This is a genomic window from Leucobacter sp. CX169, from assembly GCF_017161405.1.
In the GTDB taxonomy this organism is placed as follows: Bacteria; Actinomycetota; Actinomycetes; order Actinomycetales; family Microbacteriaceae; genus Cx-87.
The window spans coordinates 706,920-726,523 of the sequence record NZ_CP071051.1; the positions used below are offsets into that span (position 1 = coordinate 706,920).

Annotated in this window: 20 protein-coding genes; 16 read left to right on the forward strand and 4 right to left on the reverse strand. The window is 68.0% G+C overall.

All coding sequences use genetic code 11. The features are described from left to right. The first annotated feature begins 35 nt into the window (after positions 1-35). The 4 genes from JW030_RS03150 to JW030_RS03165 are packed head-to-tail and all read left to right on the forward strand — an operon-like array spanning position 36 to position 3,300. Positions 36-887: an ABC transporter ATP-binding protein gene (locus tag JW030_RS03150; protein WP_188045719.1), complete on the forward strand. Its 852-nt coding sequence runs from the start codon at positions 36-38 to the stop codon at positions 885-887. Continuing rightward, complete coding sequence (locus tag JW030_RS03155; protein WP_188045718.1) at positions 884-1,585, forward strand: ABC transporter permease; 702 nt, start codon at positions 884-886, stop codon at positions 1,583-1,585. The genes JW030_RS03150 and JW030_RS03155 overlap by 4 nt, the downstream gene beginning before the upstream one ends. Further along, positions 1,570-2,370 (forward strand): ABC transporter permease, encoded by an 801-nt coding sequence (locus JW030_RS03160; protein WP_188045717.1) that lies wholly within the window; start codon positions 1,570-1,572, stop codon positions 2,368-2,370. The genes JW030_RS03155 and JW030_RS03160 overlap by 16 nt, the downstream gene beginning before the upstream one ends. Further along, positions 2,371-3,300 (forward strand): ABC transporter substrate-binding protein, encoded by a 930-nt coding sequence (locus JW030_RS03165; RefSeq protein WP_188045716.1) that lies wholly within the window; start codon positions 2,371-2,373, stop codon positions 3,298-3,300. 134 nt (positions 3,301-3,434) lie between these two features. On the opposite strand, the gene JW030_RS13485 is transcribed toward JW030_RS03165, so the two are convergent. Beyond that, positions 3,435-4,262 (reverse strand): type IV toxin-antitoxin system AbiEi family antitoxin domain-containing protein, encoded by an 828-nt coding sequence (locus JW030_RS13485; RefSeq protein WP_241095530.1) that lies wholly within the window; start codon positions 4,260-4,262, stop codon positions 3,435-3,437. Between the two features lie 237 nt (positions 4,263-4,499). Continuing rightward, positions 4,500-5,468 carry a type I pantothenate kinase gene (gene coaA / locus JW030_RS03175; protein WP_188045715.1) on the reverse strand — a complete coding sequence of 323 codons (969 nt, stop codon included), beginning with the start codon at positions 5,466-5,468 and terminating at the stop codon, positions 4,500-4,502. A 32-nt stretch (positions 5,469-5,500) separates the two neighbouring features. Between coaA and glmS the strand changes: the two genes are divergently transcribed. From glmS to tsaD, 7 genes are read left to right on the forward strand one after another with little or no spacing between them, the layout of a single operon-like run. Further along, complete coding sequence (gene glmS, locus JW030_RS03180; RefSeq protein ID WP_188045714.1) at positions 5,501-7,351, forward strand: glutamine--fructose-6-phosphate transaminase (isomerizing); 1,851 nt, start codon at positions 5,501-5,503, stop codon at positions 7,349-7,351. A gap of 26 nt (positions 7,352-7,377) precedes the next feature. Then, entirely contained in the window at positions 7,378-7,782 is a 405-nt protein-coding gene (locus tag JW030_RS03185) for a holo-ACP synthase (protein WP_188045713.1), read from the forward strand. Between the two features lie 11 nt (positions 7,783-7,793). Further along, a complete protein-coding gene (gene alr, locus JW030_RS03190; RefSeq protein ID WP_188045712.1) occupies positions 7,794-8,918 on the forward strand; it encodes an alanine racemase in 1,125 nt (374 codons plus the stop codon). A gap of 47 nt (positions 8,919-8,965) precedes the next feature. Continuing rightward, positions 8,966-9,448 carry a tRNA (adenosine(37)-N6)-threonylcarbamoyltransferase complex ATPase subunit type 1 TsaE gene (gene tsaE, locus JW030_RS03195; protein ID WP_188045835.1) on the forward strand — a complete coding sequence of 161 codons (483 nt, stop codon included), beginning with the start codon at positions 8,966-8,968 and terminating at the stop codon, positions 9,446-9,448. Further along, a complete protein-coding gene (gene tsaB / locus JW030_RS03200) occupies positions 9,445-10,206 on the forward strand; it encodes a tRNA (adenosine(37)-N6)-threonylcarbamoyltransferase complex dimerization subunit type 1 TsaB (protein WP_241095531.1) in 762 nt (253 codons plus the stop codon). Before tsaE ends, tsaB begins: the two co-directional genes overlap by 4 nt. After that, positions 10,203-10,718 (forward strand): ribosomal protein S18-alanine N-acetyltransferase, encoded by a 516-nt coding sequence (gene rimI / locus JW030_RS03205; protein ID WP_241095532.1) that lies wholly within the window; start codon positions 10,203-10,205, stop codon positions 10,716-10,718. The genes tsaB and rimI overlap by 4 nt, the downstream gene beginning before the upstream one ends. Continuing rightward, entirely contained in the window at positions 10,718-11,773 is a 1,056-nt protein-coding gene (tsaD, locus tag JW030_RS03210) for a tRNA (adenosine(37)-N6)-threonylcarbamoyltransferase complex transferase subunit TsaD (protein WP_188045711.1), read from the forward strand. Before rimI ends, tsaD begins: the two co-directional genes overlap by 1 nt. Here the strand turns inward: tsaD and JW030_RS03215 are convergent. Both JW030_RS03215 and JW030_RS03220 read right to left on the reverse strand, forming a co-directional pair. Continuing rightward, complete coding sequence (locus tag JW030_RS03215; RefSeq protein ID WP_188045710.1) at positions 11,751-13,004, reverse strand: class I SAM-dependent methyltransferase; 1,254 nt, start codon at positions 13,002-13,004, stop codon at positions 11,751-11,753. The genes tsaD and JW030_RS03215 overlap by 23 nt on opposite strands. A gap of 2 nt (positions 13,005-13,006) precedes the next feature. After that, positions 13,007-13,489, reverse strand: coding sequence for a DUF4190 domain-containing protein (locus JW030_RS03220; protein ID WP_188045709.1), 483 nt, complete (start codon positions 13,487-13,489; stop codon positions 13,007-13,009). Positions 13,490-13,701: 212 nt separating this feature from the next. On the opposite strand from JW030_RS03220, the gene groES reads away from it, so the two are divergent. The 5 genes from groES to JW030_RS03245 all read left to right on the forward strand — a co-directional run bounded on the left by groES (position 13,702) and on the right by JW030_RS03245 (position 19,595). After that, positions 13,702-13,998 (forward strand): co-chaperone GroES, encoded by a 297-nt coding sequence (groES, locus tag JW030_RS03225; protein ID WP_188045708.1) that lies wholly within the window; start codon positions 13,702-13,704, stop codon positions 13,996-13,998. Between the two features lie 113 nt (positions 13,999-14,111). Continuing rightward, positions 14,112-15,047 carry an EamA family transporter RarD gene (rarD, locus tag JW030_RS03230; protein WP_188045707.1) on the forward strand — a complete coding sequence of 312 codons (936 nt, stop codon included), beginning with the start codon at positions 14,112-14,114 and terminating at the stop codon, positions 15,045-15,047. A gap of 81 nt (positions 15,048-15,128) precedes the next feature. Continuing rightward, positions 15,129-16,631 carry an IMP dehydrogenase gene (guaB, locus tag JW030_RS03235; protein ID WP_188045706.1) on the forward strand — a complete coding sequence of 501 codons (1,503 nt, stop codon included), beginning with the start codon at positions 15,129-15,131 and terminating at the stop codon, positions 16,629-16,631. A 48-nt stretch (positions 16,632-16,679) separates the two neighbouring features. Further along, positions 16,680-17,801, forward strand: a complete 1,122-nt coding sequence (locus tag JW030_RS03240; RefSeq protein WP_188045705.1) for a GuaB3 family IMP dehydrogenase-related protein — start codon at positions 16,680-16,682, stop codon at positions 17,799-17,801. A gap of 39 nt (positions 17,802-17,840) precedes the next feature. Next, positions 17,841-19,595, forward strand: a complete 1,755-nt coding sequence (locus JW030_RS03245) for a glycerol-3-phosphate dehydrogenase/oxidase (protein WP_188045704.1) — start codon at positions 17,841-17,843, stop codon at positions 19,593-19,595. Positions 19,596-19,604: the final 9 nt, after the last annotated feature.

Below are 19,604 nucleotides of genomic sequence, written 5' to 3' on the forward strand. Positions count from 1 at the left end.
TTCCTTCACGGCGCCACGAGGAACGAGAGCAGTTCATGATCGAGTTTCGCCAGGTTTCCAAGGTCTTTGACGATGGTACGAGAGCCGTCGAGGACTTCACGCTGACTCTGCCCTCGAACAAGACGACGGTCTTCGTCGGTTCATCGGGTTCGGGCAAGACCACCCTGCTGCGCATGATCAACCGGATGGTGGAACCGAGCAGCGGCCAGATCCTGATTGATGGCGAAGACATCGCCGGAATGAACCCCGTGCAGTTGCGCCGGAGCATCGGCTATGTGCTCCAGGCGTCTGGCCTGCTGCCGCACCGGAGCGTTGTCGACAACATCGCAACCGTGCCCCGCCTCAACGGAATGCCGAAGGCCGATGCGCGCCGCGCCGCGCGCCAGCTCCTGAACACCGTGGGGCTCGACGAGTCGCTCGCGAAGCGGTACCCGCGCCAACTATCGGGTGGGCAGCAGCAGCGCGTGGGCGTCGCCAGGGCGCTGGCGAGCGACCCCCAGGTGCTGCTCATGGACGAGCCGTTCGGGGCGGTTGACCCGATCGTTCGCGCAGAGCTCCAAGTCGAACTGAACCGGTTGCAGCGCGAGCTGGGCAAAACCATCGTGTTCGTGACACACGACATCGACGAGGCATTCACCCTTGCCGACCAGGTCGTCATTCTCAGGAAGGGCGGCATCGTCGCGCAGGTGGGCACCCCAGCCCAGATCCTGGCGGATCCTGCCGACGAGTTCGTAGCGAGCTTCATTGGAGCCGACGCCGGCAAACGACAGCTGTACTTGCAGCGCCGCCAGGGCGACGGCGACATAACGCTCGTCGTCGACAGGGAGGGCCGGCCCGCCGGAGTCCTTGCGGGTGCGGAGACACCGCTCGGAGCGGGAACCCAGTGACCTGGACCCTCGACAATCTGGAGCTGATTGCCGAGCTCACGATCAACCACATCCGGTTGAGCGTGATTCCTATCGTGCTCTCATTTGTGATCGCCGTCCCGTTGGGCTGGCTCGCGAACCGCAACCGTGTGCTTCGCGCGGTGACCATAACTTCGGGGAGCCTGCTCTACACGATTCCCTCGTTGCCGCTCTTTGTGATGCTGCCGTACATCCTCGGTACGCGGGTACTCAGCGAGGTGAACGTGATTGTCGCGCTGCTCATCTACGGTGTTGCCGTGATGGTGCGCTCGGCCGCCGACGCCCTGGGCTCGGTTGACGCAACAACGCGACAAGCCGCCACGGCGATGGGCTTCTCTGCGTGGTCCCGGTTCTGGGGTGTGGAGTTCCCCCTGGCGGGTCCAGTTCTGCTCGCCGGTATGCGGGTCGTTTCGGTGAGCACGATCGCCCTCGTGTCGGTCGGCGCGATCATCGGATCCCGCAACCTCGGGTACCTCTTCCTGAACGGTCGGCAGCGCAATAATCTCGAGGAGATTCTCGTCGGTATCGTGGCGAGCGTGCTCATCGCGCTCGTGTTCGATCTCTTGTTGGTAGCGCTCGGCAAGCTCGTAATGCCGTGGAACGAGACTGGGCGGCGGCGGGCATCCCGGCGGACCGCGCGGCTCGCGGCGAGGGGGGAGGCAACATGGATTTCTTCCTGAGCGCGCTGGCTTGGCTCTTCGACCCGGCGAACTATGTGGCGGGCTCGCAGACCCCGCTCCCCATTGGCGACAGGGTCGCGGAGCACCTCAGCTACACGGTGATTGCAGTGGCACTCTCGTGCCTGATTGCCCTGCCGCTCGGGTTTTACATCGGGCACACGGGGCGAGGCCGGCAGTTCGTGATCGCGTTTACGGGTGGGGCTCGCGCCATGCCGACACTGGGTCTGCTGATGGCGTTCTCGGTCGTTTTTGGCTATTTCTTGAGCTTCACTGCGAGCGGCTTCGCCGCGGCATTCACCTCCCTCACGATCTTGGCGATTCCTTCCACCCTCGCGGGCGCTTATTCCGGAATCGAATCGGTCGATCGTGTGACCGTCGACGCGGCGCGAGCGAATGGCATGAGTGAACTGCAGATACTGACGAAGGTCGAGATACCTCTCGCGTTGCCGCTCATCGTGGGCGGCATCCGGGCATCCGTGCTGCAGGTGATTGCCACTGCCGTCATTGCCTCGTACATCGGGCTCGGCGGTATTGGTCGAATTATCTCGAGCGGTATCGGCCTGAATGATAACGACAGAATATTGGGCGGCGCGCTGCTCGTCACGGTCCTCGCGCTGGTCGTGGACGGCGCGCTCGCGCTCGTCCAGCGTCTCGTCCGCCCCCGAGGTACGGTCGCGCAGCGCGCGCCGCGCTCGGTTCGTGCCCGCAATGCAACAGACTCCCGCGCGCGCTCGTTCGAGCAACGTGCGGATGCAATGACCACAACCGACGAAGGGAAGCAATAGATGTCTCCAACACACAAGAGGTTGCGATTTGCCGCGAGCGTGACCGCCATCGGGGCGCTTTTCGCTCTGGCAGGGTGCGCGACCGCCGATCCCACCGGGGCTGAGCCGTCGAAGGCTGGCGGCAGCGAGAGCATTACGGTGGGCTCCTTCGCGTTCCCCGAAAGCGAGATCCTCGCTGAGATTTACGTGATCGCCCTGGAAGAGGCCGGCTTCGAGGTAGACACCGCACTGAACCTCGGCCCGCGCCAGGCCACGATTCCTGCGTTGGAGGACGGGTCAATTGACCTGATCCCGGAGTACAACGGGAACCTGTTGTTCCACTACGATCCCGAGAACGAAGCCCGGACGACTGAGGAAGTCGACGCCGCCCTGGCGACGCTCGTGCCCTCCGGGTTCCAGGTGCTCGACTCATCGCCCGCGCAGGACAAGGATGCGTACGTTGTCACGCGGGCGACCGCTGACCAGTTTGACCTGGTCGAAATCGGGGACCTCAGCGCGCTTGAGCCGTTCACTCTGGGCGCATCGCCCCAGTTTAGCGAGCTCGGGTATGGGCTTCCCGGGCTCGCGTCAGTGTATGGGGTCACAGACGTGACGTTCCTGCCGATCGAAGACTTCGGCGGCCCCGACACGGTGCGGGCGCTCGTGGACGACGCGGTTCAGGTCGCCGATATCTTCACGACCTCTCCTTCGATTCCGGCCGAGGACCTCGTCGTGCTTGAAGATCCGAAGAACCTGATTGCGGCGCAGAATGTGCTCCCGCTGCTGAGCTCCGACGTGTTCAGCGACGAACTCGCTACGGTGCTGAATACCGTCTCGGCAGCACTCACGACGGAGGATCTCATCTCGCTGCGTGAGCGCGTCGAGGGCGAGGAGAACGCGCAGGCCGATGTGGCAGCGCGGGACTGGCTCAAGGAGAAGGGGCTGATCTAGGGCCTCGCGGCCCCGTGATTCGCCGGCAACACGATGCCGCGGCAACGCGCACGGGTTGCCGAACTTGCCGGAGCTTTCGTAGTTCCCGGAGAGATCTCACCTACTGTGTGGCTCCGGGAACTGCGATCGCTCCGCTACGTGCGGGACGCGCGCGGCTTCCCCTGCGCCACAGCACGCAAGAGTCGATCCTGGACCTCGGGCCAGTGGTGCATCAGCTGGACATAGCTGACGCGCACGATGGTGTAACCATGCAGCGAGAGGATCGCGTTGTGTTCGATATCGCTGCTTCGCTGCGCGCCGACGTGATGGCCCCCGTCGACCTGAAACACAATGAAGTCCTCGATGAGTAGGTCGACAGTGTGGCCCAGGATCCAGACCTGAGGCACGATTCGAAGGCCGAACCGTCCGAGCCGCAGTCGGACATAGGTCTCGAGCCCCGAATCTGCCCAGGGAATGGCGTCTTCGAGCACACGCAGCGCGGTGCCGTCGAAGCCCAGGCGTGCGAGCATTGGCCGATCGACTAGCCGCTTGTTGATTGCCGAGTCCCAGACGGCGACCGCTTCCTCATGAGGGAAACAGTGGGCGACGGTGTTGAGGACGTTCTCAACGGGATCGCTTAGGCCCCAGGGCTCGCGCGGGACAATCGGCTTTCCCCAGTGCAGCGTCGCGTCCTTCGGCCTGATGAGCGAGCCAGATCGGGGTACGACGTAGTGCTGCGGATCGCGCTCTCGAGTCCAGAGTCCCAGCCGCCGGGCCTGGGTTGCGCAGCCGAGCAGCACGCCGTGCTTCGCAGCGAAGACGAGCTCGGGTGCCGCGTTGGGCACGGCTATCCATCCTTTGCGCGGCTGGACGATGAGTCCGGAGGCAAGGGCCTGGTTGAGTCGATGTCGGCTCAGGCCAAGCTCGAGGAGCGCGGTGGTGCGGAGGATCCCGTGGTGTGAGTTCAGCACTTGAAGCAACATGTGGGAAGTCTGGGCGCGGAGCGGCCGCTGCGGGGAGAGCCTGGCGAAACTCCGGATAACTCCGGGTTCGGGCTACCTGTGAGGGGCAAGCTGCCGGGGATCTGGCGCGCACTTGCCTGCGCGATCCGAGTTGTCGGAGCGCGGACGCCAGGATCCTGGCGCCGTGATGTGCGAAAGCTCCGTAAAGTGCGACGGGACCCGAAGGTGCGTACGCCGAGGAAGGCGGGCTGGGGCGGACTACTGCTTGCGGAGCAGCACCTTCTGCACGCGGTGGTTCGCCTCCTTGCGCAGCACGAGCGATGCCCGTGCCCGCGTCGGGCGAATGTTCTCGATCAGGTTTGGCTCGTTGATGTTGTGCCAGAACTCGCTCGCGAGCGCCCGCGCCTCGTCCTCCTTGAGCCCCGCGAAGCGCCGGAAGTGCGAGTCGGGGTTCGTGAAGGCCGCCTTCTGGAGTCGCAAGAAGCGATCCTGGAACCAGCGCTCGATGTCGGAGGTGCGTGCGTCGACGTAGATCGAGAAGTCGAAGAGGTCGCTGACCGCGAGCGGGTGGGCCATCGAGGCGGGTTGGAGAACGTTCAGACCCTCGACGATGAGGATGTCGGGGGCGTTCACGGTGGTGAATTCGCCCGGCACGATGTCATACACGAGGTGGTTGTAATGGGGCACCTTCGCGCCCGGTAGTCCGTTCTTCACCTGCGAGACGAAGCGCAGCAGCGCGCGCCGGTCGTAGGACTCGGGGAATCCCTTGCGGTGCGCGATTCCGCGCCGCTCGAGCTCCGCGTTTGGCAGCAGGAAGCCGTCGGTCGTCACGAGGTCGACGCGCGGGGTCTCCGGCCAGCGGGCGAGCAGATCGCGCAGGATCCTGGCGACGGTCGACTTGCCCACGGCGACCGACCCGGCAATCCCGATCACAAACGGCGAGGGGTTCTCGTCGGGATGGTGCAGGAAGCGGCGGACCCGGGAGTGCGCCTCGCGAGCTCCGATGGCGTACTGGTTGATCAGGCGACTGATCGGACGGTACACCTCGCTGACCTCGGCGAGGTCGAGTGGTTCGCCGAGGCCGCGGAACGACTCGACCTCGGCCTCCCGGAGAGGCATCGGGGTCTCGCCTGCCAGTCGCGCCCATTCGTCGCGGTCGATCTCGGTGAACGGGGAGATCACGTCGGGGCGAAGAATTGCGCGTGTGTCGGTGGGGTACTCAGCCATGGTCCACTCATCGTGCCACTAAACTTGGCTGCATGTGTGGAATCGTTGGATACACCGGGCCGAACCAGACGCTCGACGTGCTGATGGGCGGCCTCGGCCGCCTCGAATACCGGGGGTACGACTCGGCGGGTGTCGCGGTCGTTGATGAGACGGGCGAGCTCGTGGTGCGCAAGCGCTCGGGCAAGCTGGTGCGGCTGCGCGAGTCGCTGGCCGAGGAGCCGATCGTTGCCGGGAACACCGGGATCGGGCACACGCGTTGGGCGACGCACGGCGGACCCACCGATCTGAACGCTCACCCGCACCTGGGTGATGCGGGCAAGCTCGCGCTGATTCACAACGGTATCGTCGAGAACTTTGCGCAGCTTCGCGCCGAGCTCGAGGCCGATGGCTACCAACTTGCCAGCGAGACCGACACCGAGGTCGTTGCGGTGTTGCTCGGCCGCGAGGTCGCGCGCGTCGGATCTCTGGAACCTGCCTTCCGCGCGATCGTGCGCCGACTCGAGGGCACATTCACTCTCCTCGCGATGCATCGCGACGAGCCGGGCACCGTGGTCGGCGCACGCCACCACTCGCCCCTCGTGGTGGGACTGGGCGAGGGCGAGAACTTTATGGGCTCAGATGTCGCTGCGTTCGTCGAGTTCACGCGCCGCGCAGTCGCGATCGGTGAGGATCGTATCGCGGTGATCACCCCCGAGGGCGTGCGCGTCACTGACTTCGAGGGGACTCCCGAGGAGTTCGAGGAATACGAAGTTGCCTGGGACGCCGGGGCGGCCGACAAGGGCGGCTGGCCGTCGTTCATGGCCAAGGAAATCACCGAGCAGCCGGATGCCGTCGGGAACACGACCCGCGGTCGGATCACCGATGGACACGTCGTCCTTGACGAGCTCGCGGGTCTCGGCGACGAGGTGCTGCGTGACATTGATCGCATCATCATCATCGCCTGCGGCACGGCCTCGTACGCCGGGGTCGTCGGTAAGTACGCAATCGAGCAGTGGGCGCGCGTGCCGGTCGAGGTCGAACTGAGCCACGAGTTCCGCTACCGCAACCCCATCCTGACCCCCCGCACCCTGCTGGTCTCGGTGAGCCAGTCGGGCGAAACCATGGACACCCTGATGGCGGTGAAGTACGCCGTCGCGCAGGGCGTACGCACGCTCTCGATCTGCAACACGCAGAGCGCCACCATCCCGCGCGAGTCGGATGCGGCGCTGTACACGCACGCCGGCCCCGAGGTCGCGGTCGCCTCGACCAAGGCGTTCGTCGCCCAGATCACCGCCCTCTACCTGTTCGGGCTGCACCTCGGCCGCGTGCGCGGCTCGCTGGACAGCGCCGACGAGGCCGCGGCCGTGGCGCAGTTCGAGCGTCTGCCCGAGGCGATGGCCGAGGCCGTCGCAACGCACGAGCAGATCACGCAGCTCGCGCACTGGATGGCGGACACGCGTTCGGTGCTCTTCCTGGGGCGCCACGTCGGGTTCCCCGTGGCGCTCGAGGGCGCGCTGAAGCTCAAGGAGATCGCCTACATCCACGCCGAGGGCTTTGCAGCCGGTGAGCTGAAGCACGGGCCGATCGCGCTGATCGATCACGGGCAGCCGGTGTTCGTGCTTGTGCCGAGCCCGCGCACCGCGCCGCTCATGCACTCCAAGGTGGTCTCGAACATTCAGGAAATCCGCGCGCGCGGCGCCCGCGTGATCGCGATCGCGGAGAAGGGCGACACCTCGGTGCTGCCCTACGCCGACGACGTGATCCGCCTGCCCCTCGTTGACGAGTACTTCGAGCCGCTCACCCAGGTCGTGCCGCTGCAGTGGTTCGCCCTCGAGCTCGCGAGCGCGAAGGGCCTGGACGTGGACCAGCCGCGCAACCTGGCAAAGTCGGTCACGGTCGAGTAGTCGGACACGGGCTGAGGGCGGCAGAGGTGATCTGCGGAGTCGGGGTTGACCTGGTCGACGTGGTGCGTTTCGCGCGCCAGCTCGAGCGCACCCCGGCGCTCCGCGATCGCCTCTTCACCCCGGCCGAGCGCGGCCTCAGCGATCGGTCGCTCGCGGCACGGTTCGCCGGCAAGGAAGCCCTCATTAAGGCCCTCGGCGGGTCGGGGGAACTGGGTTGGCACGATCTCGAGATCGTGCGCGGTGAGAACCGCGCTCCGAGTTTTACCCGCACGGCCGAGCTGGCACGAGTGTTGACCGCCCACGGCGCTGGGCAACCGTGGTTGTCCATCGCGCACGACGGCAATCACGCCATCGCGACGGTCGTGCTGGAAACTGCGCCGGCGTCGCCCGGGGCATCGACCGTCGAAGCAGCGAACAGGGGAGAGCAATGAGGACAGGCTGCATGCGCGCCGCGGAGATCTCGCTGCCGGCGATTCGACACAACGTGCGGACCATCCGCGAACGCGCGAACGGCGCGGCCCTGATAGCGGTCGTGAAGGCGAATGGCTACGGACACGGCGCCGCTGCCGCCGCGCAGGCGGCGGTGGACGCGGGGGCGGCCATCATTGGCGTCGCCGATCTCGAAGAGGCGCTCGCTCTGCGCGAAGCCGGCATTGAGGCCCCGGTGCTCTGCTGGCTCCACGGACCCGCAGTGAACTTCGCGGCCGGAGTCGCGGCCGACATCGAGATTGGCATTAACAGTCTCGCCCAGCTCGAGTCGCTCGCGAGCGCCGCCGAACAGGTGGGCGTCACCGCGAGTATTCACCTCAAGGTCGATACGGGGCTGAGTCGTAATGGCGCAGCGCCCGATGAGTGGGCGGCGCTCTTCGCCCGTATGGCTGAGCTGAGCGCTGCCGGGCGGATCCGGGTGCGCGGGCTCTTCAGCCATCTCGCGAACGCGGGTGAGGAGAGCGACCTCGCCCAGGCCGAGCAGTTCGATCGTGCCATCGCCGCGCTGGCCGAGCGCGGCGTGCGACCCGAGTACCTGCATCTCTCCGCCTCCGCGGCCACCTTCTCTCGGCCTCAGCTTCGCTACACCGCGGTGCGCGTCGGGATGGCGATCTACGGGCTCAGCCCCTTTGCCGGGACGAGCTCGGCCGAGCTCGGCCTGGTCCCCGCGATGACGCTCACATCACAGCTGGTGGCGCTGCGCCGCGTATCCGCAGGGACAGGGGTTTCGTACGGCTACAACCATGTGTGCGAGACCGACACGACGCTCGGCCTCGTCCCGATTGGCTACGCGGACGGCATGCCCCGCGCGCTGAACGGCGCCGGGGCAAGCGTCACGGTGCACGGGGTGCGCTGCCCCATTGTCGGGCGCATCGGGATGGATCAGTTCATCGTCGACCTCGGCGCCGTCGCCGACCGGGCCGCGATCGGCGACGCGGTCGTGCTGTTTGGTGACCCCGAGAGCGGGGCCCCGGCGATCGAGGAATGGGCTGAGCTCATGCGGACGATCAACTACGAGATCGTTGTCGGCATCGGCGCGCGCGTCGTGCGGATCCCTGTCGAGGAGGAGCTCGCGTGAGCGTCGAACACTTCGTGAACGTCGTTGAAGCGAACGACCCCGACGAGATGCATCGCATCGGTGAGCGCCTCGGCGCCCAGCTGCAGGCGGGCGACCTCGTCGTACTGACCGGCCCCCTGGGCGCCGGCAAGACCACGCTCACCCGCGGAATCGGCGAGGGTCTCGGCGTGCGCGGCCCCGTCACGAGCCCGACCTTTGTGCTCGCCCGTACCCATCCGTCGCTGGTCGGGGGCGCGCCGCTCGTACACGTCGACGCGTACCGGCTCGCGAACGCGCTCGAACTCGACGACCTCGACATTGATTTTGCCGGTTCGGTGGTCGTGGCCGAGTGGGGTGCGGGGCTCCTCGAAGACCGCGACTCTTGGCTCGAGCTCGTGATCGAGCGGCCCTTGGGCGGGGCTGCCGACCGCGGGGGAGTTGAAGGAGCAGTCGACGCGGACGAGGACGACACTGACGAGGCGCCGGTGGAGCCACGCATCATTCGGATTGAAGGACACGGCCCGCGCTGGGCAGACGGGGTTGCACTGTGACCGAACACGCGCCCTCCGCGGCGGCACACCCACAGGCTGAAGGCTCGGCGGAGGGGCTCACCGTGCCCCTCGCCTTGCGCGACGAACTGCGACTCGACTCGCCCCGCTCGCGCGAGGTGGCGGCTCCAGAGCTCGCCGGCCGCACCCTGCTGGCAATTGATACCGCGCTCGGCACGAGCGTGGCGCTCGGCAAGGACGGGATCATCTACGAGGCGTCGAGCGATGACCCGATGCGCCACGCCGAGGCGATCGGCGGCCTGCTCGCGCAGGTGCTCGAGCGCGCGGGCTGCGACCCCGCGACGATCGACGGTGTCGTCGCCGGGGTAGGCCCCGGGCCGTTCACCGGACTGCGAGTGGGCATCGCGGCGGCGCACGCCTTCGCCCGTGGCCGCGAGCTACCGCTGCTCCCGCTGCAGGGGCACGAGGCGGTTGCCCTCGCGATGCTCGAGTGGGGCGCGGCGCCGAGCGAACTCCGCGTCGTGCAGGACGCGCGACGCCGGGAGCTCTTTGTGACCGAGTACGGCGGACTTGATTGGGCGGGCCTCCCCGTGCGCGCGGCCGGCCCCCTGCTTGAGGAGCGCGTGGCACACCTGCCTCGTCCGGGCGATGTCTGGCCCGCGCGGATCCCGGCCGCCCGGCTCGTGCAACTCGCGGCCCGTCGCCTGGCCGCGGGACGCGAGTTCGAAGCGGATCGCGCGGTCTACCTGCGCGTGCCCGACGTCCGCGCCCCGAGCGCCCCGAAGCGGGTCGTGCCGTGAGCGGGCGTGCGGGGGACGAGCTGATCCTGCGGGACGTCACGCTCGCCGACCTCGACGTCCTGGCCGCGATGGAGGCCGAGCTCTTCGCGGGCGAGGCCTGGAGCCGCGACCTCGTGCGCGACGAGATCACCGGTAAGCACCGCCGATACCTCGCCCTCGAAGACGCCGCGACGGGCCAGATTGCCGGGTACGCCGGGCTGCTCGCCGTCGGCACCGAGGGCGACGTGCAGACAATCGCCGTCGCACCGGAGTACCAAGGGCAGGGGGCCGGCCGTCGGCTCATGCTCGAACTGCTCGCGGCCGCGCGCGAATGTGGCGTCCGCGAGCTCTTTCTCGAGGTCCGTGCCGACAATCCGGTGGCGCGCACGCTCTACACCTCGCTGGGATTTGCCGAGATCGGGCTGCGCCCCGGCTACTATCAGCCGGGCGCGATCGATGCGGTGGTGATGCGGCTGAGCCCGTTGCCGCCGACGCAGAACACCGACACGCACACCGAAGGAGAGGGACGCTGATGGGCCACGAGCCACTCGTACTCGGCATCGAGACGAGCTGCGACGAGACCGGAATCGGGATCGTACGTGGACGCACGCTGTTGTCCAACGCGATCGCCTCGTCGATGGACGAGCACGCCCGCTATGGCGGCGTGGTGCCAGAGGTTGCGGCCAGGGCCCATCTCGAGGCGATGGGCCCGACCATCGACCAGGCCGTCGCCGAGGCAGGCATCAAGCTCGACGACCTCGACGCGATCGCGGTGACCTGCGGTCCCGGCCTCGCCGGCGCGCTCATGGTCGGTGTCGCCGCGGCGAAGGCGCTCTCGCTCTCGCTCGGCAAGCCACTCTATGCCGTGAACCACCTCGTCGGGCATGTCGGTGCGGATCTGCTCGACGACTCGGCCGGTGAGCTCGAGCTGCCAACGGTCGCCCTGTTGGTGTCAGGCGGGCACACCTCGCTCCTGCTCGTGCGCGACCTCGTTGGGGACGTCGAGCTGCTCGGCGAGACGATTGACGACGCCGCAGGCGAGGCGTTTGACAAGGTCGCCCGCGTGCTCGGCCTGCCCTACCCGGGCGGGCCGGAGATCGACCGTGCGGCCGCCACCGGAAACCCCACCGCGATCCGCTTCCCGCGCGGCCTTAGCCTGCCCAAAGATATGGCGAAGCACCGCTACGACTTCTCGTTTTCAGGCGTCAAGACCGCCGTCGCCCGTTGGGTGGAGAAGGCGCGCGATGCCGGGACCGAGGTGTCCGTGCCCGACGTCGCGGCGAGCTTCCGTGAGGCCGTCGTCGACATCCTCACGGCGAAGGCCATCGCGGCCTGCCTCGACAACGGGGTGCCGCGCCTGCTGCTCGGCGGCGGCGTGGTGGCCAATGCGCGACTGCGCGAGGTCGCTCAGGAACGGGCCGACGCCGCGGGCGTCACGCTGCGCGTGCCGCCGCTCTCGCTGTGCACGGATAACGGCGCGATGATCGCGTCGCTCGGCGCCCAGCTCGTCATCGCGGGCCACGCCCCGTCGAGCCTGGACTTCGGCGCCGACTCGTCGCTACCGGTCACCGAGATCCAGGTGCGCTAGCGTCGGCCGCGCGGGCTGCAGTTGAGATTCGTTCGGCGAGGTACGCGACGTGCCGGCCGGCGGCCCGCGTCACGATGAGGGTGCCGGAGGCGTCGCCGCGAAGCTTCAACCGGGTGCGCAGGGCGGCAGGATCCACGTCCACTCCGCGCTTCTTGATCTCGAGACGGCCGATGCCGCGTTCGGTGAGTGCGCGACGTAGCTCTTTCTCCTTGGCGGGCAGTTCTTCCAGCAGGCGGAACCCGGTCGCGAAGGGCGTGGACACCGCGCGGTCCGAGGTGAGATACGCGATGCCCGCACCGAGCATCCCCGCGTCCAGCTCGTGCGCGAGTAGGCCGATGAGGCGCGCCCGGATGACAGCGCCATCGGGCTCGTACAGGTACTCGCCGGGCTCGCGCACCTCGACATCGGGGGAGTCCGCGGGGGCCGACAGCTCGTGCGCCTCGCCGCCCCGGAACACGAGCGCTGAGCGTCCGACGCCCGGGGTCTGGGCTGCCCCGAACCAGACGCCGGTCTCGACGACCGCGCCGTCCACCGACACCCACTGGGCCTCGGCGTCCGCGGGGAGCAGGTCCCGGTCGAATCCCGGCCCAAGCTTGACGCCGGTCGGCAGGTCCCGGCCGTGCCCGAAAGCGAAATCGAGCGGGGGCAGATAGTCTTCAGGCGCGGTGAGTCTGCGGGTGTCGCGGTGCCCGGACGTGCGGCGCGCGGGGTCGAGAAAGACCGCATCGGCGTCCCCCCGGCCCAGCAGCACCGCGTCGCCCGTGAGCACTTCGAAGTCGCCCCCGCGCGCCTGCCCCGCGAGCCCGAGGTTGTGTGCGGCGATCCGCGCGGTGAACGGGTCGATCTCGACCGCGCGCACGCCGAGGCCGGCGGCTAGGAACGCACGGGACTCGGCCCCGATCCCGCACCCGAGATCTGCGACGCGGGCGGATCCTGCCCGCAGGAATCGGGCAGCGTGGTGCGCCGCAACGAGCTGGCGCGTCGCCTGCTCGAGGCCAGCCTGAGTGAAGAGCATCGCGCGCGCAGCGTCGCCGAACTTCGCGACGCCTGCCTGCCGCAGTCGCGCCTGTGTCAGCAGCGCCGCGATGAATGCCGGGTCGACGCCCTCCTTGCGCAGCGTCGCGCCGACGCGGTCGGAGGGGGTGCCAGACGAAAGGGCCTCGCCCACGCGATCAAGCGCGGCGAGGCCCTCGGGGCTCGGAAGCTCGTCCCAGCCGGGGAGTGCGGTCATGCCTAGTAGTTGTAGCTGCTCGAAGCGCCAGCCAGCACGACCACGAAGATGATGAAGATGATGTACAGGACCCAGAAGGCCGTGAACACGTACCCGCAGATGAGGCCCGCGAGCGCCATGCCGTGGCCGGCCTCGCCCGTGCGCTTGATCTGCTTCAGGCTGATGTGGCCGAGGAAGATGCCGACAATCGGGACCAGGATGCCCGTAATGAGGGCGGCGATGGCCATGCCGTTGGTCGGGCGAACCGGGCCCGCGGGGTAGGGCTGCGCGGCCGCGTACTGGGGCGCCTGAGCCTGGGGCGCCGCGTAGGGCGAGGCGGGCTGCTGGGGCGCCGCGTACTGCGGGGCAGGCGCCTGCGGGGCGACATACTGTGGGGCAGCGGGCGGCTGCTGCGGGGCCTCGGGCGTTGCGCCGTAGTGCGGAACGGGCGGCACCGGGGGGATGCCGGTCGGCTCGGAAACGTTTGGATCGTTCGGGTTCGACATTACGAACACCCCTTCGTCGGTTCGGTGGCGGGCGGCCCGATGCCAGGTCCCCCGTCAATTCTGCCACTTGTCGCCACGGTCTGCCGCAATTCGGGGATTCCCGCTTGGCACTCGCCTTGCGTGAGTGCCAACTCGACCCCTAGAATCTGAATTAGCACTCTCGCATCGAGTGTGCCAATGCCAGCCTTCGTCGTTCAGAAATGAGGTCAATCGTGTCGGTCGCTATCAAGCCGCTCGAGGATCGTATCGTCATCCAGCAGGTCGCCGCTGAGCAGACCACCGCCTCTGGCCTGGTCATCCCGGACAGCGCCAAGGAGAAGCCCCAGGAGGGCGAGGTCGTGGCCGTGGGCCTCGGCCGCATCGATGACAACGGTAACCGGGTCCCCATGGACATCGCCGTTGGCGATCGCGTGATCTACTCGAAGTACGGCGGGACCGAGGTCAAGTACGCCGGCGAGGAGTACCTGGTGCTCTCCGCTCGCGACGTCCTCGCGGTCGTCGTTCGCTAAATTTCTTTCGCATACGGGCGGGGTCGACAGTGTCGGCTCCGCCCGTTTGTTGTTTCCGGATCCCGGCGGGGCGAGTGTCTGCTGCGGCGCCTTGGGCGGAGTAGCCTGGTCCGGTGGGGAATCGGATTGGCTACGTATACGGGATTAGCGCGTATCTGCTCTGGGGGCTTTTTCCCCTGTATTTCTTGTTGTTGGCCGACATTGACCCGTTCGAGCTGATTCCCTGGCGGGTACTCACCTGCCTGATGTTCTGCCTCGTATTCATCGCGATCCTGCGCAAGTGGGCCCCCCTTCTCGCCGTCCTGCGCTCGCCCAAGATGGGCGGTTGGTTTACGCTTTCGGCGCTGCTGCTCTATGCAAACTGGCAGATCTTTGTTGTCGCGGTGCTCACCGGTCACGTGATTGAGACGGCCCTTGGCTACTTCATCAACCCCCTCGTGACGATCCTGCTCGGCGTTATCATCCGTCGCGAGAGGCTCCGGCCGGTCCAGTGGCTCGCGGTGGGGATCGCCGCGTTGGGTCTCGTCATTACCGCGATCGCGTACGGCACCATGCCCTGGATCGCGCTCGGACTCGCCTGCTCATTCGGGCTGTATGGCTTTGTTCGCAAGCAGGCGAGCGAACAGATCGACGCGCTGAGCGGACTTACCGTCGAGACGCTCGCGGCGGCTCCGTTTGCGATCGTGCAGCTGATCATTGTCGGCTTCGTCGCCGGCGGATCCGGTGGCTTCGCGCTCGGCGGATTCTCGCACGGCCCCTGGATCACCTTGCTCTTGATTGGGAGCGGGCTGATGACGGCGATCCCGCTGCTCCTGTTCGGCGCGGCGAATCGACGCTTGCCGCTCTCGCACATGGGATTTATCCAGTTCATCACGCCCATCCTGAACTTTCTCACGGGCGCATTCTTGCTCCACGAGCCCATGGATCCGGCGCGCTGGATTGGCTTTGCGACCGTCTGGATCGCGCTGATCCTGCTCGTGGGGGACTCCGTACGGCAGGCGCGGCGCACCCCGGCGGAATCAACGGCGGCCGACGTGCGTTTACGATAGGGGGACGGTCCACCACCGTGCCCGTGATCTGCCACAGCGGATCGCCTCAGGAGCCACCACCGACCATCAAGAGAGGTCTTCATGGAACAGCGTGATCCCTTCGCGTTCACCGGACTCACCTACGACGACGTGCTGCTGCTGCCGGCGCACACCGACGTGATCCCCAGCGAGGCGGATACCTCGACTCGGCTGACCAGAAACATCAGCCTGGGCATTCCCCTGATCTCCGCGGCGATGGACACGGTGACCGAGACGCGCATGGCGGTCGCTATGGCGCGCAACGGCGGCCTCGGCATCCTGCACCGCAACCTCTCCATCCAGGATCAGGCCGAGATGGCCGACCGGGTGAAGCGCAGCGAGGCCGGCATGATCACGAACCCCGTCACGACGTCGCTCGAAGCGACGGTTGCCGAGGTGGACGCGCTCTGCGGCGAATACCGCGTGAGCGGACTTCCCGTGGTCGACAAGCAGGGGATCCTGCTCGGCATCATCACGAACCGCGACATGCGCTTCATCGAGCCGAAGCGCCGTGCATCGGTGCGGGTCGCCGATGCCATGACCCAGATGCCGCTGATTACGGCGCCGGTCGGCATCAGCCGCGAGGATGCCGCAACGATCTTTGCGACGCACAAGATCGAGAAGCTGCCCCTCGTGGACAGCGATGGCAAGCTCACCGGACTCATCACCGTCAAGGACTTTGACAAGGAAGAGCAGTACCCGAACGCGACCAAGGACGATGCCGGACGCCTGCGCGTCGGCGCGGCAATCGGCTTCTTCGGCGACGCCTGGAAGCGTGCGGGCGCGCTCGTCGACGCCGGCGTGGACCTCCTCGTCGTCGATACCGCCAACGGCGACAGCCGCGGCGTGCTCGAGATCATCGCGAAGCTCAAGGCCGACCCGGCGTTTGCGCACATCGACATCATCGGCGGCAACGTCGCGACCTACAACGGTGCCCGCGCGCTGGTCGAGGCTGGCGCCGACGCGATCAAGGTGGGCGTTGGCCCCGGGTCGATCTGCACCACGCGCGTCATCGCCGGCGTCGGCGTGCCCCAGGTGACCGCGGTCTACGAGGCAGCGAAAGCGGCGACGCCGGCTGGCGTGCCCGTCATCGCGGACGGCGGCCTGCAGTACTCGGGCGACATCGCGAAAGCCCTCGTGGCCGGCGCGAGCTCGGTCATGATCGGCTCGCTCTTCGCGGGTACGGACGAAAGCCCCGGCGACCTCGCCTTCGTGGGCGGCAAGCAGTTCAAGAACTACCGCGGCATGGGCTCGCTTGGCGCGCTCCAGACCCGTGGCGAGCGCACCTCGTACTCGAAGGACCGCTACTTCCAGGCGGACGTTCCGAGTGACGAGAAGCTGATTCCCGAGGGCATCGAGGGTCAGGTGCCCTACCGCGGCCCGGTCGGCTCGGTGGCGCACCAGCTCATTGGCGGCCTGCGCCAGTCGATGTTCTACGTCGGCGCGCGGACGGTTCCCGAGCTCAAGGAGCGCGGACAGTTCGTGAAGATCACGGCTGCTGGCCTCAAGGAATCGCACCCGCACGACATCCAGATGGTCGTTGAGGCGCCCAACTACAAGAAGTAGCAGCGCAAGGCGGGCCCGCCTGTCTGCGGCACCGGATAGACTCGATGTGTGAGCAACGAGATCGAGATCGGCCGCGGCAAGCGGGCCCGCCGCGTGTACACCTTCGACGAAATCGGCATTGTGCCGACCCGACGCACTCGGGACCCCGAGCTGGTGTCGACCAGTTGGGGTATTGACGCCTTCCACTTCGACATCCCCGTGCTGGGTGCGCCCATGGACTCGGTGATGTCGCCGGCCACCGCCATCGCGCTGGGACGCCTCGGTGGACTCGGGGTATTGAACCTCGAGGGCCTGTGGACCCGACACGAAGACCCCCAGCCCCTGCTGGACGAGCTTGCCGGGCTCGGCGACGGCGTCGAGACCACGAAGCGCATGCGCGAGCTGTACAGCGCGCCCATCCGCCCCGAGTTGATCCAGGAGCGCCTCCGCGAGGTCCGCGAGGCCGGGGTCACCGTCGCCGGCGCGCTGTCGCCACACCGGACGGCCGAGTTCTCCGACACCGTGATCGCCGCGGGCGTCGACCTGTTCGTGATTCGCGGCAACACCGTCTCGGCCGAGCACGTCTCGACCGATGACCGCGAGCCGTTGAACCTCAAGAAGTTCATCTACGAGCTCGACGTGCCCGTCATCGTCGGCGGGGCCGCGACGTACCAGGCCGCGCTGCACCTCATGCGCACCGGCGCGGCCGGTGTGCTCGTCGGCTTCGGCGGCGGCGCGTCATCGACCACGCGCGCCACGCTCGGCATCCGCGCACCCATGGCGTCGGCGATCGCCGATGTGGCGGGCGCGCGCAGCGACTACCTCGACGAATCGGGCGGGCGCTACGTGCACGTCATCGCCGATGGTGGCCTCGGCACCTCGGGCGACCTCATCAAGGCCGTGGCCTGCGGCGCCGATGCGGTCATGCTGGGTTCGGCCCTTGCCCGCGCCACCGACGCCCCGGGCGCCGGCTGGCACTGGGGCCAGGAAGCTCACCACGACGACCTGCCCCGTGGCACGCGCGTGCGCGTCGGCGCGGTCGCGCCGCTCGCGGAGATTGTGAACGGCCCCGCGCACGTCGCGGACGGCACGGCGAATCTTATCGGCGCGCTGCGCCGGGCGATGGCCACGACGGGTTACTCGGAGCTCAAGGAGTTCCAGCGCGTCGACATCGTGCACGCGCAGCGTTAGCGGGCGTCACGCTCCACCGGAGACCCTGAAGGGGGCGGCATGAGTCGGAAGAGAACTCAAGAAGCGAGTCGGACACTACGACTTGGCCCGGAGGAGCGTGCCGCCGCCATCGCGGCGCTGCGGGATCCCGAGCGCGAGCTCGACGTCCTGGTCATCGGAGGCGGCATCGTCGGCACGGGCTCGGCGCTCGACGCCGTCACCCGGGGGCTCTCGACCGGCATCGTCGAGTCCCGCGACTGGGGGTCGGGCACCTCGAGCCGCTCATCGAAGCTCGTGCACGGCGGCATCCGCTACCTCGAGCAACTCAACTTCGGGCTGGTGCACGAGGCCTTGATCGAACGCGGCCTGTTGCTGCAGCGCATCGCCCCGCACCTCGTGCATCCCGTCCGCTTCTTGTACCCGCTCACCAAGCCGGTCTTCGAGCGCGTCTATGTCGGCGCCGGCATGCTGCTCTACGACCTCTTCGCGCGGACGAGCCGGCGAGGCCCGGGCGTCCCGTTCCACACCCACCTGTCGCGGAAGCAGCTGCGGCGTGCGTCGCCGGGGCTCCGCAAGGACGCGTTCCGGGGCGGCCTCAGCTACTCCGACGGTCAGGTCGACGACGCGCGCTACGTCGCGATGGTCGCCCGCACCGCCGCCGCCTATGGGGCGCACGCCGCGAACCGGGTGCGGGTCGAGGGGTTTCTCAAGGTGGGAGAGCGCGTCGTCGGCGTGACCGCACGGGACCTCGTCACGGACGAGACATTCGAGATCCGTGCCAAGCAGGTGGTGAACGCCACCGGCGTCTGGACCGACGACACCCAGGCGATGGTGGGGGAGCGCGGACAGTTCAAGGTCCGCGCGTCTAAGGGCGTGCACCTCGTGGTGCCGCGCGACCGCTTCCAGTCGAAGCTCGGGCTGCTCCTGCGCACTGAGAAGAGCGTGCTCTTCGTCATCCCCTGGGGGCGGCACTGGCTGATCGGCACGACCGATACCGATTGGGACTTGGACAAGGCCCACCCTGCGGCGACCGCCGCCGATATCGACTACCTGCTCGAGCATGTGAATGCGGTGCTCGCGGTGCCGCTGACCCGCGACGACGTCGAGGGCGTCTTCGCGGGGCTGCGACCGCTCCTGTCGGGTGAGTCGGACGACACGTCGAAGCTCTCGCGCGAGCACATCGTCGCGCACGCGGTGCCCGGACTCGTCGTGGTCGCGGGCGGGAAATGGACGACCTATCGCGTCATGGCGAAGGACGCGATCGACGCCGCGGTCGACGCCCTCGAGGGGCGTACCCCCGCCTCGATCACCGAGGACGTGCCGTTGCTGGGCGCTGAGGGGTACCGGGCCGCCTGGAACCGTCGTGCCCGCGTGGCGCGCGCGTTCCAGGTGCACCCGGCGCGGATCGAGCACCTGTTGCACCGCTACGGCTCGTTGACGAACGAGGTCCTCGACCTCATCGGCGAGCGCCCCGAACTCGGCGAGCCGCTGCCCGGCGCCGACGACTACATCGCCGCCGAGGTCGTCTACGCGGCGAGCCACGAGGGCGCGTTGCACCTGGACGACGTACTCGCGCGGCGCACCCGCGTCTCAATCGAGGCCTGGGACCGGGGCATTGCGGCGGCACCGGTCGCCGCCCGCCTCATGGGTGGCGTGCTCGGCTGGGATGAGGCACGGATCGAGCTTGAGACGGCACGATACCTGGAGCGGGTCGCCGCCGAGCGGGCCAGCCAGGATCAGCTCACCGACGCGGACGCCGACCGCGTGCGGCTGCAGGCGACAGAGCCCGGCGCGCCCGCGCTCGGTACCCCCTAACGCGCGGGT